11 protein-coding genes are annotated in these 13,688 nt (G+C 57.9%); 6 read left to right on the top strand and 5 right to left on the bottom strand.

Annotated elements, in window-relative coordinates; translation table 11 throughout:
• The first annotated feature begins 369 nt into the window (after window positions 1-369).
• The 5 genes from VEG30_08835 (at window position 370) to VEG30_08815 (ending at window position 5,628) form a co-directional block, all read left to right on the top strand.
• On the top strand, window positions 370-693 hold the full coding sequence (locus VEG30_08835) for an antibiotic biosynthesis monooxygenase (GenBank protein ID HXZ80021.1): 324 nt from the start codon (window positions 370-372) through the stop codon (window positions 691-693).
• A gap of 139 nt (window positions 694-832) precedes the next feature.
• Window positions 833-2,239 (top strand): TonB family protein, encoded by a 1,407-nt coding sequence (locus tag VEG30_08830; protein HXZ80020.1) that lies wholly within the window; start codon window positions 833-835, stop codon window positions 2,237-2,239.
• Between the two features lie 201 nt (window positions 2,240-2,440).
• Window positions 2,441-2,737 carry a DUF3467 domain-containing protein gene (locus VEG30_08825; protein HXZ80019.1) on the top strand — a complete coding sequence of 99 codons (297 nt, stop codon included), beginning with the start codon at window positions 2,441-2,443 and terminating at the stop codon, window positions 2,735-2,737.
• Window positions 2,738-2,746: 9 nt separating this feature from the next.
• Complete coding sequence (locus VEG30_08820) at window positions 2,747-4,585, top strand: glycosyltransferase family 39 protein (protein ID HXZ80018.1); 1,839 nt, start codon at window positions 2,747-2,749, stop codon at window positions 4,583-4,585.
• A 206-nt stretch (window positions 4,586-4,791) separates the two neighbouring features.
• On the top strand, window positions 4,792-5,628 hold the full coding sequence (locus VEG30_08815; protein ID HXZ80017.1) for a DUF1003 domain-containing protein: 837 nt from the start codon (window positions 4,792-4,794) through the stop codon (window positions 5,626-5,628).
• Window positions 5,629-5,745: 117 nt separating this feature from the next.
• On the opposite strand, the gene VEG30_08810 is transcribed toward VEG30_08815, so the two are convergent.
• Window positions 5,746-6,177, bottom strand: a complete 432-nt coding sequence (locus VEG30_08810; protein ID HXZ80016.1) for a hypothetical protein — start codon at window positions 6,175-6,177, stop codon at window positions 5,746-5,748.
• 61 nt (window positions 6,178-6,238) lie between these two features.
• Here VEG30_08810 and VEG30_08805 point away from each other — a divergent pair, with 61 nt between their 5' ends.
• Window positions 6,239-6,850, top strand: coding sequence for a PadR family transcriptional regulator (locus tag VEG30_08805; GenBank protein ID HXZ80015.1), 612 nt, complete (start codon window positions 6,239-6,241; stop codon window positions 6,848-6,850).
• Window positions 6,851-6,981: 131 nt separating this feature from the next.
• Here VEG30_08805 and VEG30_08800 read toward each other — a convergent pair whose 3' ends face one another.
• From VEG30_08800 to VEG30_08785, 4 genes are read right to left on the bottom strand one after another with little or no spacing between them, the layout of a single operon-like run.
• Complete coding sequence (locus tag VEG30_08800) at window positions 6,982-7,722, bottom strand: hypothetical protein (protein ID HXZ80014.1); 741 nt, start codon at window positions 7,720-7,722, stop codon at window positions 6,982-6,984.
• Window positions 7,723-7,767: 45 nt separating this feature from the next.
• Entirely contained in the window at window positions 7,768-9,177 is a 1,410-nt protein-coding gene (locus VEG30_08795; protein ID HXZ80013.1) for a TolC family protein, read from the bottom strand.
• A 14-nt stretch (window positions 9,178-9,191) separates the two neighbouring features.
• Window positions 9,192-12,332 (bottom strand): efflux RND transporter permease subunit, encoded by a 3,141-nt coding sequence (locus tag VEG30_08790; GenBank protein ID HXZ80012.1) that lies wholly within the window; start codon window positions 12,330-12,332, stop codon window positions 9,192-9,194.
• A complete protein-coding gene (locus VEG30_08785; GenBank protein HXZ80011.1) occupies window positions 12,332-13,579 on the bottom strand; it encodes an efflux RND transporter periplasmic adaptor subunit in 1,248 nt (415 codons plus the stop codon). Before VEG30_08785 ends, VEG30_08790 begins: the two co-directional genes overlap by 1 nt.
• Window positions 13,580-13,688: the final 109 nt, after the last annotated feature.

The following is a 13,688-nucleotide window of genomic DNA, read 5'->3' as shown; positions in this document are numbered from 1 at the left end:
GCGTTGTCCGCGGGCTCGCCATTCACCCTCACATTGCCGAACGCCCGCATGCTGACCTGAGACTCCTGCGCGAACAAGCCGCAGCTTGCCCCCAGTAACACCAAGGCTGTCAGGAACAGTCGTATTGACTTCGGACCCATGCGTTCTATCCGTATCCCACTCCATGATCGAATTAATGGCGAAAGCCTTCAATATCTTATTAATTTCCCCCTGAGCGACGGATTCCTGGCCTAGTTACCCCACTGCCGGCAACTGCACTCAAATTGCACCATCTTTCTGGTATTGACCCGCATTTTCAAACCACTTATGTTGGCTGGTACCAATCACTGGTTACGGCGTCACTTCGCAAGCCCTGCGAAAGGAGGTTCTATGTTTACCCGAGTCGTCGAACTCAATGCGAAAACCGGCAAGACGGGGGAACTGACTTCCACTATCAACCAGAAAGTGCTTCCCATCTTGCGTAAGCAGGCCGGATTCGTTGAGGAGACCGTGCTTGTGGGGGAAACCTCACCTCACCTGGTCCTGGCCATGAGCTTTTGGAACACCAAGGAAGATGCGGAGCGCTACAATCGTGAGCAGTATCCTGCGATCAATGAAATGATCCGGCCGCTGCTGGAGTCCACACCGGTGGTGCAAAACTTCAGTGTTGACACCTCCACCTCGCATAGAATTGCCGCGGGCAAAGCTGCCTGATCGTTAACCTGGAGGCGGGCCCTCAACCCGCCTCCGTTCCTGTGTCGTCGGGTAACGGAGCGCTGAGCTTAGCGCCACACCCCACTTGCAGGGGAGAGATCGCTAACGGACCGACCCCCAGAATCGTGGCTGATTGAAGATGCCCCCAGTTGCTAACCCCGAAGCCTTGGACCTGCTGGACCAGATCAAATCCCACAAGCTCGATCTGGATTCCGCTCTCGCCCTCATCGTGGATCGCGCCGCCGAAATCACCAGTGCCAGCGGCGCCGCTCTGGCTCTTGGTCCACGCCAGGCCTGTTATTGCCGCGCCAGTTTTGGCGATGCTCCGGAAGTCGGCGTTCCCATCCGTCCGGATTCCGGATTGACCGGCGAGTGTGTCCGCGAATGCCACACCGTTCGCTGTGAAGATGCGCACAATGATCCCCGCCTCGATCCCGCCGTCTGCCGCCAATTGAACCTTCGCTCCGCGGTGCTGGTGCCGCTGTTCTCCGGACCTGACGGGCGGGACTTCAGCGGCGTTCTGGAGGTTTCTTCCTCCCGCGCTCATGCCTTTTCCTCGGGCCAGATCAGCAAACTGGAAGAGTTGGCTGAAATCGCTTCCCTTCTCGCGTTTGGTGGCACCGCCGCTTCCCAACAACATAATGCCCCGGCTCGCATCAGCATGCTGGAGACTACAGAACCGGCTGAGAGCTTCCCTGGCCCCAGGGGCCTCCGCCTTCAGCTTGACACTCTGCTTCACCGCCTCAGGGATCTGCGGGGGATACGCTGGATCGTCGCGGCGGCGCTGCTGGTTGTGATCGGAGGCGCGCTCCTTTTTTCCGGCAGAGCGGCGCAACGACCGCCGGCAATGGAATCGCGCCAGAGCGCGTCGATCCAGCCCACGCCCGTGGCAGCTACTCTTTCCCCGGCCCCGGCTACTTCTGATGTTCTCGTAGATGCGGCGAAGGGCTCTCCCAACTCTCGCACTGCCGCGTCGCAAGCGAAACCATCGGCTCCAAAACCTTCTGCTCTTATAAGCCGGACACCGGCCTCCAGAAGCCACGAAAGTGACTCCTCAGCGGCTTCGACGGTGCAGGACACCACAACCGTGCTGGCTTCATCGGGCGCAGGGCGAAGTCAGTCCACTCAGGCGCCATCTTCGGCAACAGCCGACAAGTCGCACACTGCGCCTGAACCTCCACTGATCGCGGGCAATCTTGGTCATTCCACCAACGTTGTTTTTCTCGCGTTGCCCACCGTGCCTGGGAAACCGTCGTCGCCCGTCCGTCATTCTGAAGGTGTCACAGGCGGCACTTTGATCTACAGAGTCATGCCGTCGTACCCGGCAATGGCACGGGGCGGAAAGCTGGAAGGCGAAATCGTTCTCAGCGCCGTGGTTGCTCCCGATGGCACAGTGAAAAGCGTCCGCGCGGTCAATGGCAACCCGATTCTCGCTAACGCCGCCATCGATGCGGTTAAGCAGTGGCGCTATGATCCCTTCAAGCTCAACGGCGTGCCCATCGAAACCGAGACCACGGTCAAGGTCAAATTCAGCCGCTCGAATTGAGGCGAGTCGAGGTGTCACTAAGCCCATATTGGATATCACGAGAAAACGCAGATCCCTCGACTCCACGCCCGCGACCCGCACAAGACGCGGGTCGGAAAAACGCACGGGGGCGTCGCTCGGGATGACAATGCTAGAAATGACAATCGTGTAAGCACCGCCCAACCATGCTGGCCGTCAGGCCCCCGGTGCTACACTCACTGCATGTCATTTCCGACTCCGCCTGGCGTCAAACTCATTAACGACTCCAACTACCGCGAGAACTACGCCAACAGCGTGCAAGTTCGCGTGAACGTCTGGGATTTCTTTCTCGTCTTCGGCACCATGCAGCAGCAGGTGGAAAACGAAGTCGAGATCCACAATTTTCAAGGAATCTACCTGAGCCCGCAGCAGGCCAAGGCCCTGATGACCATCCTGCAACAGAACGTGGCCAACTACGAAAAAACCTTCGGCGAGATCAAGCTCGATCCCGGATTAGCCGCGGTGGGTCCGGTCAACTAATATGCTTTGATGCCCAGGGAAACGAAGATCCTGGCCTTCCCCGCCGGCGTCGGCTCCGTTCGCCCTGCCGCCAAGTTCACCGCACCAGCGCAGGCTCTTGCGCTGGCTGCAGCTCTTTTCCTCTGCCTGGTTCTGCTTCACCTGCCGCTCCTGAATCTGCCTTACTTCTGGGATGAAGCCGGATATTACATTCCCGCAGCCCGCGACCTGCTGCTCTCCGGCTCGCTGATTCCTCACTCAACCCAGACCAACGCTCATCCGCCGCTGGTAATGATCTGGCTCGCCCTCTGGTGGAAGTTCCTTGGCTTTCGACCTTTGATCACTCGACTGGCAATGCTCGCTATATCCACGTTCACCCTCGCGGGTGTCTTTCGCCTAGCTCGCCAGGTTTCCAATCAGCAAGTCGCAATCGCTTCCACCGCCGGCACCGCACTCTACCCGGTGTTCTTCGCGCAGAGTTCGCTGGCTCACCTCGATATTGCGGCAGCCGGATTCACGCTCTGGGCGCTGTCTTCCTACCTGCACGATCAGCGCTGGCAGGCGTGCTTGTTTTTCTCTCTGGCCGCCCTCGGGAAGGAAACCGCCATCATCGCGCCGATTGCGCTGGCAGTCTGGGAGCTGGCCCGTCCATGGCTACAAAACCGCGGCTCGCGTCCACTGCTAGGGGAAAGGAAGGAGTTGCAGATCCCTCGCTGGCTGCGCCAGCTCGTGATGACAATAAAAAACGGACCTGATGCGGCTCGGCTAAAGGCGAGGCCTTTCAAAGCCGAGGATAGTCGGGCTTCTTCACACCCCGTTGACTTGTGTCTGTTGCCGCCCAGCCTGATCCGCATCCTCTGGCTGCTGCTTCCCTTGCTGCCGCTCGCTCTCTGGTTTGCTTATCACTATCACAAGATCGGCTTTGTGTTCGGAAATCCCGGGTTCGTGAGCTACAACCTCACCGGCACACTTCATCCTGTGCGGTTCCTGGCGGCTCTTCTCGAACGGCTCTGGCAGCTGCTCGGCTATCTCAACATGTTCCTGCTAACTATTGCCACGGCACTGGCCATGCGCCGCCCGGCGATCCTCGACGTGGAGCAGGCAGCGGCAAGAGCCAGCGGCAATGGCGACCGCCACATCGAGCGTCCGCGCATCGCCATCGCAACCCAACTTGTCTTTGCCGTGATCCTGATCGCGTACCTGCTGGTGCTTTCTCTGATTGGCGGCGCGGTGCTCGCCCGCTATCTTCTGCCCGTCTACCCGCTGGTCATCATTATTTGTGTCTCTACGATCTGGCGACGCATTTCCTGGTGGCAGGCTTTCCTAGGAGTCGTTTCTCTGGGCTTCCTGATCGGCCTGGTGACCAGCCCGCCCTACCACTTCGCTCCCGAAGATAATCTCGACTACGCCCAGTACGTTCGTCTGCATCAGAATGCCGGGAGCTACCTGCAACTGCACTACAGAAAGGGCCCGATCCTGACCGCCTGGCCCGCTTCCGACGAGCTCACTCATCCCTATCTTGGCTACGTTTCAAACCCGATCCCCGTCGTGCACATCGAGAATTTTTCGTACGCGGAGCTATTGCTTGCCCGTCAGGCCGCGCAGGATTACGAAGCAGCGCTCGTCTTCTCGACCAAGTACGAGCCCCCTTACGGATTCCTGCTGCGCCTTCCTTATTGGCAGAAGCTGCAGCAACGCTATTTTGATTATCACCGCGACCTGCCGCCTGCCGCCGCGGCACAAATTCTGGGAGGACACATTGTGTGGACCGAAGCCAGCAGCGGTCAGTGGGCGGCCATCATCGAGATGGATAGGGCGCTCAATGCCGGCAGGGTGCCTCACCCCAGGAGCTACCTCACAAATCCCTGACGGCCGGTCAGGCTGCGTCCTGGCGCGGCATTCACCTTCGGACTGCTCGGCTGGGAAATATGCCGCCAGTCCTCGGATCGGCGGCCAGATCGGTCTTTCCGTGGACTTCCGGGACGTGTTGCGTCCTTCCGCGCACAGTCCGAATCATTTACCCTGACGGCGGAACGATTTCTCAATTTTGCATCCTTGTCGTAAAGGAGAACGCGATGCCTTGTCAACCCGAAGTGCTGAAAAGTGTTCCGCTGTTTTCTTTGCTGGATGACGACGAGACCGCGATTCTATCTGCGCAGGTTGAGATCAAGAATTTCGCGCCGCGGGAGCGTGTGTACAAAAAAGGTGACCCGAGTGGCCAGGCTTACGTGGTGCTCTCCGGCAAGGTCCGTGTCACAACGGTTGACGAGGATTATCAGGAGGTTGTCGTCGACGAGCCCGGCAAGGGTGACTTTTTTGGCTTTGCTTCCATGCTGGATCAGACGCCGCACCAGACCAACGCGATTGCGCTCGAAGAGAGCACCTGTCTGGAGGTATCACGTGAGGATATCGCGATTCTTCTTGAGCGAAAGCCGCATGCGGGAATGGACCTGCTCACCACCCTGGGCCGCCAGTTCCACGCCGCTCAAGAACTGGTGCGCATTCGGGCCAGCCGCAACCCCAACGAAATTATCGAACAGGAGGCGACCACGGGCGAACGGATTGCCGATAACGTTGCGCGCTTTGGTGGCTCATGGACGTTTATTGGAGCTTTTTGCGCTGTGATGATCATCTACGCTACGGTCAATATTGTGCTTCACGGGAAGGCCTGGGATCCTTACCCATTCATTCTGCTTAACCTGTTCCTTTCGATGCTTGCCGCGATTCAAGCGCCCGTCATCATGATGAGCCAGAATCGCCAGGACACCAAAGACCGCCTGCGCAGCGAACTCGATTTCGATGTGAACCGTCGCGCCGCGAGCGAAATTCAAGGCCTCGCCCGCAAATTGAACCTGCTGGACGAAAAAATCGACGACGTCGCGGGTCTCCTTCGTGCTAAGGCGGTTCGCTAGCGCTGAATTGGCCGTCTGCTTCGGCACAGAAAATACCGTATGCCGGGATTGCTTTTCCGAGGGCTTATGGTCTTGGGGACACACGGTCCAAACATCCGGTTCATTGTGAGATAGCTTCTACACTGGCGCACGATCTATGCCGGCGGAAATTTTTCCCCCGCGCTCAGCCGGATGTTTCTGGCCCCGAGTAAGCGCCGCACCGAGCAGCACAAGCGGTACCAGAGTTCCCAGAAAAACAAGGTGATACCAGACCGGGAACTTTGCCCACAGTTGAACATGTGCGGGAATGAACGCCGCCAGAATAATGGCGCCGAGCACCCACGGCAGCCTGGTCCGTGACGGCACTATCCGGCCCACCACAGCGCCGGCAGCCAGCGACGCCAGAGCCCCGAGAATAAGGCGCGCGATCTTCATGCCAAGCGTAAATGTCAATGTCGGTTCAGCCAGGGCATAACCTGGAACGCCGGCTCGCAGCCCAAGGTTGAGTAGGGTGGCAACCACCGTCCACAGCACAAGCCCGGCAAGCAATGCGAAAATCGCCCGTTTCATAAGCAAATTCCTCCTTCCCTTCTTGCGGCCTATAGTTTAATTATACTAGTATACTCCAACTATGAAGGCTGAGCTACTGATTCTTGGTGTTTTGCACCGGGGCAATTTCCATCCTTATGAGATCAAGCGCCGGCTGAGAAACGCCATGATCGAGTGCTATACGGACGTAGACGTCGGTACGCTGTATTACGCGATAAGACAACTGGAGAAAAACGGGCTAATTACAGCGGTTCGACGGGAGCGGGTAGCCCGCGGGGGTGTGCGCACGGTTTACGGAATCTTGGCCAGTGGCAAGCGGCGATTTGAGCAACTTCTGAACGAGCAATTCGCCGCCGAGGGATCGGTTGCCCAAACTCTTTATGCCCCCATGCTTTTTCTGCAATTCAGCAACCTGCCCCTGGTCGCGGACTTGCTGCGAGCGAGGATCTCGCGAGAGACCCAGGCAATTCGAGAAATTGCCGGGATTCGGAAGCAACTCGGGTCAACTCCCGCAACCGGTGCACTTCATCTTCTCAAACACCTTGAGCTTCAGCATCGGCTCGACCGCAAGTGGCTTCAGGGGGTGCTAGCCGATGTCGAGGGCGGGCGTGTGCGGGACGTGGCAGACCCCCGGCGACTGACTCTGGCTGCCGCCAAAGACCCGGCCTCGAGAGGAACGAAGTTCCGAGAATGAAGCGCGGGTCAGAACTCCGGCAGAGAATCGGTCGCTAGATCACACGATCTCCCGATTACCCGATCCAAATTCAAAACAATCTGGCAGTTCTGTGATCAGTGCTCACCCAGTTCGTAGCGCAGTCTTGAAAGCTAAGGATTCACTACTCGCAACAGCAAACCGCTGCCAGCGGGAACGTGTACCTTCCGGGAAGACTGCAGCACAAGCTTTCCGATTGGTGCGGTCCGTCCGGCATGCTCGATCTTCAGATCGTCGAATCCGTAGGCACCGCAGGCCGAAGACGAGAACACCCATAAGGCCTGTTTGTCCGCGCTACCTTCTATAGAGCCACGGCATTTGGCTCCATCGGGAGTACTCAACTGAGCCACCACGCCATTGCCGTTCGCAGGTGTGCCAACCACCAGGCTGCCGGATGTCACTGGCCCGCCACCACGGTAAACCACATCGCCTCCCACTTGCCGCGTCGTCCAGGTATAGGCGGAGGTGCCACGGTCCGGGGCTGGATTGGTGGGAATCTGGGCGTCATAGACGGCCACCATGGAAGCGATTGCGCGCAAATCAGTGACGACCGGAATCTCCTTCTTCTTGATGAGCACGCGATCAAATTTCACAATCACCCGCGAAGCTGCACCGGTGTTATTGACATCTACCACCTGGCCCAAAACCCGCGACCGAGCTGGTATGTGTGAACCGGAGGGGAGTGGAACGTCCTGCATTACTCTGGCGACGATCCGGTCACCGGGCTTGTTGTGTGCGGTATCGATAGTCGACGAGAGCATGACAGGAATGATGGTGCCTGCGGGAATCGTGTCCGCCGCAGCCGCCATCGCCATGAGCAACAGGCAAAGAGAAACTATCCTGATCGATTTCATCTCTCATACCTCCTTTGAGAGTTAAGGTTCTCCTAATGCGACCGATCAGTGCTCACCCAGTTCGTAGCGCAGTCGAGCCTGGGCGTAGCGGTACTGATATCGAGCATTGGTGTTGCTGATATCGGCCTGGGTCTTCTGTAATTCGGCCTGGCTGAACTCCACGATGGAACCCAGGCCGAGGTCGTAGCGAGTTTGAGCCAGATCCAGAGCAAGCCCGGCTTGCTGCTGTAACTGGCGGGTCACGTCGAGCTGGCTATAGGTCCGGTTCAAATCCAGCCAGGCGGTGCGCACATCGCGAGCGACGCGGTTGCGCAGATCCAGCAGCCTCTGGTTGTCGGCTTGCGAAGCCAATTCCGCCTCGTGCGCGCGCGCATTGAACAGGAAACCATTGAATACCGGAATACTGACATTCACGCCGGCGCCGCCCCACCAACTAGGTACGTTGCCAGTATCAAAGGGGACCGAGCCAATGGTCGCCAAGGCGCTCACCGTAGGACGCATGAGATCGCGCTCCGCATCCCAAAATTTCTGTGATGCCTGGTAGCCGTAGGCCAGAGCAGCGACATCGGGACGCTTCTGCAATGCTTCGGCGATCAGGCTATTAACATCGGGCGGGGGCGCAGGGAAACCTGTGTCTTCCTCCACTAGTTCGAAATTCTGCAGCGACGGGAAACCAAGAATCGCCGACAGCGCAGCCTGGGCGGAGTTGTAGTTGTTTTGCGCTTCCAGGAGGAGGAGCTTGGATTGGGCCAGATCGACCTGGGCAAAACTCAGATCCAAGTCGGATTTGAGTTTGGCCTGGGTTAACGCCTGGACGCGGTCTACCACAGTCTGCCGTTCCGAGACTGTCTGCGCTGCCACCTTCACCAATGCCGCTGTCTGCAGTACCTGATAGAACGCCTGGTCTACGGCAAGGCCAATCTGCTGCGCCGTAGCCAGCGCGTTTTGATCTTCGGCCTTGGCGCGCAGCTTCGAACTGGAGAGCAGGTTGGTGCTGCGGCCGAAGTCGGTAATCAGTTGGGACAGAAAGGCTCCAGAAGCAGCGCGGCTGAAGAGAACAGGATTGTTCAATGCACCGGCAGCGATGCGGCTGTTTTCTTCCGCATCCACGCCGGTTAGGTTGACGACCGCAGTGGGCAGAAGTCCAGCGCGCGTCTGGCGAACCACCTGCTCGGAAGCGAGCGCATTGAGCCGAGCAACGGTGATTTGGGGATTGTTTTTGAGCGCCAGGGCCTCGGCATCATGCAGGGTCAGCCGTTGTGGTGCCGGAATCTGTCCGGGAGGGGGTGGAACCTGTGCGGGAGGTGGTGTAGGAGCTTGCGCAGGAGCGGGCGCTGGGACCTGTCCCGGAGCGGAAGCAGGAATCTGTGGCGGAGCGGGAGATTGTGCCCAGGCATCGCAAAATGCGCTATGGCAGAACATGGCAATCACCAGCAGGAAGTCAGTTCTTCTCATTCCCCATTGTCGAATCATGCCTGCGGTTGAGCCGAAGGCTCCTCCTTGCGATGAATCAGCAGATAGGCTGCAGGTACAAGGAATACGGTTATCACCACCGAAACCGTCAATCCGCCGATGATAGAGCGCGCCAGTGGAGCATACTGCTCGCTGCCTGCGCCTAAAGCCAAGGCCATCGGAATCAGACCGAGGATGGTAGCCAGGGAGGTCATCAAGACCGGGCGAAGGCGGATACGGCAGGCAGTTGCGACGGCTTCGCGAATCGGCATACCGTGTTTGCGCTGTTCGCGGGTAAACTCGACGATCAGAATGCTGTTCGACACCACGATGCCGGTCATCATCACGACTCCCATCAGCGACATCACATTCATTGTCGTGCGGGTAATAAAGAGGAAAACAATCACGCCGGTAATGCCCGGCGGAATTGCCAGCAAAATGATGAAGGGATCGACGAACGAGGCGAACTGCGCCATCAACACCAGATAGACCAGAATGATGGACAACAATAAGCCGATCGCGAAGCTGCGGAATGAGGCCCGCATGCCCTCAACCGAACCTCGCAGTGTCACCCGCACATTCTCGGGTGGCTTTACCCCGGCTACCACCTTCTCTACCCGGTTTGCGAGACCGCCGAGGTCTTCCGAGGCGGGCGCCACATAGACATCGATAACTCTGCGGAGCTGATAGTGGTCTACTTCGGTCGGAGTATTGATGACCTTCACGTCGCTGACCGCTTCCAGATCCGTGGGATTCACATTAGTGCCGGCACGCAGTGGGATCTGCTTGAGGTCGATAAGCGATTTCACTTGGGTTTCGGGATATTGCACCGTCAGGAAGTAGTTGTTACCGCTCTTGGGATCGACCCAGTAGCTGGGCGCGATCATGGCATTGGAGGTCAGTGCGGTGATGACGTTGTTCACAACTTCTTTTGAGGTGAGTCCCAGGCGTCCCGCCATTTCTCGGTTGATGTTGAGTTGAATACCGGGATAGTCCAGGTCCTGGGGAATCAGCACGTCACTGACCCCTTTCACGCCGCGGAGCTTCTGAGCGATTTCCGACGCGGTTTTGTACGCTTCGTTCAGATCGTTGCCGCTTACCTGGATGTCGATGGGCGCAGGTAGACCAAGATTCACCACCGCGTCCACAAGCCCTCCGGACTGGAAATAGGTGGCCAGCTCGGGAACATCGTCAGCCAGCTTGCGGCGCACGCGATTCATGTATTCGTAGCTGCCGATCTTGTGGCCTTCCTTCAGGCTCACTTGCACGAAGGCGGTGTGCTGCGCGGAATTACTCGTGTAAATGGCAGAAAAGTCCGGCGTAATACCGATGTTGGAAACGATCATCCCCAAATCCTGCGGAGACACCACTTGCCGGATATCCTGCTCCACTCGCTTGATGTACTGATTGGTGAGCTCGATACGTGTTCCGCTGGGAGCCTTGATATTGATGACGAATTGTCCAGGATCGGTCCGCGGAAAAAATGACACGCCCAGGAGCGGGTAGAGACCGAGACTGAAAACAAAAATCCCGACCACACCGAGGATGGTTGCTACGGGGCGGATCAGGCTCTTGCGCACCGCGATGTCGTAGCGCATGAGCATGCGGTTGTAGCGGGAGTTGAATTCGTGGACAAGTCGTTCAAACCAGGATTTGCGAACGTCGTGGCCTTGTCCTTTGTCCGCCTCGTGGAGCCGTATGAAACGGGCGCAGAACAGCGGCACCACGGTCATGGCAACCATGTAGGAAGCAAACAGGGAAAGCACGACTGCCAGTGCCAATGCCGTGAACAGGAATCGGCTGACGCCGTAGAGGAAAACAACGGGGAAGAAAACAATCGCGGTAGTGATAGTGGCTGCGAGCACCGGCAGAGCCACTTCGCGCCCGCCCTTTTCAGCTGCGATCTCCGGCCGCTCGCCCATCTCGAGATAGCGGAAGATATTCTCGAGAACCACCACCGAGTTATCGATCAAGCGGGAAAAAGCCAGCGCCAGACCGCCCAGCACCATGGTGTTGATAGACCCGCCTCCAGCATTGATAGCCAGAAAGGCAGCCAGGGCGGACAGCGGAATCGACAACAAGACCGCGAGCGTGGCACGGGTGCTGCCCAGGAAGATCAGAATCATCACTGCCGTCAGCACTAGACCGATTCCACCCTCATGCAGCAGGTTCTCGATTGCGGTCTTCACGAAAACCGACTGGTCAAAAACCACTTTGGTGACCAGAGTCTTGGGGACGTCCACCAGGTCGCCGAGCGCTTTCTTGATTCCATTCACAATCGAAATGGTGTTGCTGTTGCCGCCCTGCTTCAAGATGGGGAGATACACGGAGCGCTGTCCGTCCACCCGAACAATATTGGTCTGGATGGCATCCGCATCCTTGGCATAGCCCACGTCAGTTACGAGTACCTGGCCGTTGCCCTTGGTCTTCAGAGGAAGGCGATCGATTTCCTCCGTGGTAGGAAGCTGGCTGTTGGTATAGATGTTGAAGTCTTTGGGGCCAATGCGCACATCGCCCGCAGGCAGGATGAGGTTTGAGTCGTTAACGGTGCGCACCACGTCCATGAGGCTGAGCTGGTGAGCTTCCAACTTCACCGGATCGACGTAAACCTGGATCTGGCGATATTTTCCTCCGAAGGGCTGGGGCACGGATGAGCCCGGCACATTAGCAATCTGGTTGCGAACCGTGAACTGGCCCAGGTCGTGAAGATCAATTTCGTTCAGCCCCTGACCCTTCAAGGTGATCAGGCACACTGGAAGGCTGGAGGCGTCGAACTTAAGCACAACAGGAGGAAGGGTTCCAGGCGGCAGACGACGCAACTGCGCCATTGCCAAGTTTGAAATCGTGTTGACCGCAGCGTTGGGATCGGTCCCCGGCTGGAAGTAAACCTTGATCAGGCTCACACCGGTGAGCGAACGCGATACCATGTGGTCAATTCCGCTTCCCAGGGTAAAGAATCGTTCAAAAGGGTTGGTAATGTTGGCTTCAATCTGCTCCGGCGGCATTCCGGAATAGAAAGTTGCCACGACCACGACTGGGATATTGATATCGGGAAACAAATCCACCGGCATGCGCGCCACCGTGGACACACCCACCACAGCGATGATCAGGCAGATCATGATGATGAAGTAGGGGTAGCGAATGGCAAATCCTGACATTACTGTTCGCCTCCCGCCGCGTCCGCTGTCTGTGCGCCTACAAAACCACTGACCTTGGGCACGACCACTTGCCCTGGCTGAAACGAGCCGAGATTGCCCACGATTACGCGATCCCCTTCCGTCAACCCGGAAAGCACTTCCACCGACGAAGGATCCTCGATTCCCGTCTTGATCTCGCGCCTGACTATGCGATTTTGCGAATCCACCAGCAGGACTACAGACTTGCCGTCCTCGCGGTTGAGCGACTGTACAGGGATCTTGAGGGCATCGGGATGGTTCTGAACCTGCAAGACGACATTTGCATACATTCCCGGGGAAAGCCGGTAATCGCGATTGGGTACATCGATCTCCACTTGCATGGTGCGAGTGGAGCGGTCGAGCGCATCCGTAAAGCGCGTGACCTTGCCGGTGAAATGTTCGCCCGTGGCTTGCACCGTCACGTCGGCACTTGCGCCTTCGCGAACCAGACCCGCCAGCGATTCGGGGACGGGAATCCTTAGCCGCAACACATCAACCTCGGCGAGCTTCACTACCGGCTGGGAGTTTTCGCTGGAGGTGCCTGCTTGCACCAGCGCCCCGGTATCGGCGAAGCGCCAGGTCACGACACCACTGAAGGGAGCGGTGAGACGCGAGTAATCGGAGAGCGCGGAGATGTGCGTACGGTTGGCTTTGGAAACGTCAAGCTGTTGCCGGGCAGCGGACAGTGCTGCCTTGGATGCTTCCAACTGGGCTTCGGCAGCCCGATCTTTGGCCTGTGCATCCTCGAGTTCCTGTTCCGCCACCAAGCCGGGCCGGGTTTTGGCAGCCTGTTCGAGGCGCCTCGCGGCCGCATGGAGGGCGGCATGATCCGCTTCCACACGCGCTACGTCGTTCTGGGCGCGAAGGATCTCTTGTTGGCTGTGACGGACGGCGGCGTCCGCACCTTCGAGTTGTGCTTCCAGCTCCGGGACTTCCAGAACTGCCAGTACCTGACCTTCTTTGACGCGGTCGCCGATATCCACGTTGATGCGCTTGATATAGCCCGCTACTTTGGCGTGAACTTCCACGTCCTGGTAGGGGATGAATTCACCAGCTACGGAAAGCGTATTGGATACGGGTCCGCGCTTGACGATCGCTACCGCCGCGCGTGGAGCAGCCGCCAAATTGTCAGTTGGGTTCGATTTGGGGCCGCCCGAAAATCGCGCAAAAGCAACCAGTCCGGCGACGACAACGAGCACGGCGACAGCAAACAGAAATCTCCGCTTCATTCTCTTTTTCCTCTGCTCACGAAGGGAATCCAGTAAGAGGGCAGATACACTTGCCCCTTTGAGAAGATCCATAAACCAATCCTTTTATCCAGGCAGAGTGACCAATAAG

This window comes from Terriglobales bacterium, assembly GCA_035624455.1.
Classification (GTDB): Bacteria; Acidobacteriota; Terriglobia; order Terriglobales; family Acidobacteriaceae; genus DASPRM01.
Note: the sequence above shows the minus strand (reverse complement) of the source record. Positions and strands in the feature narration are given on the sequence as shown.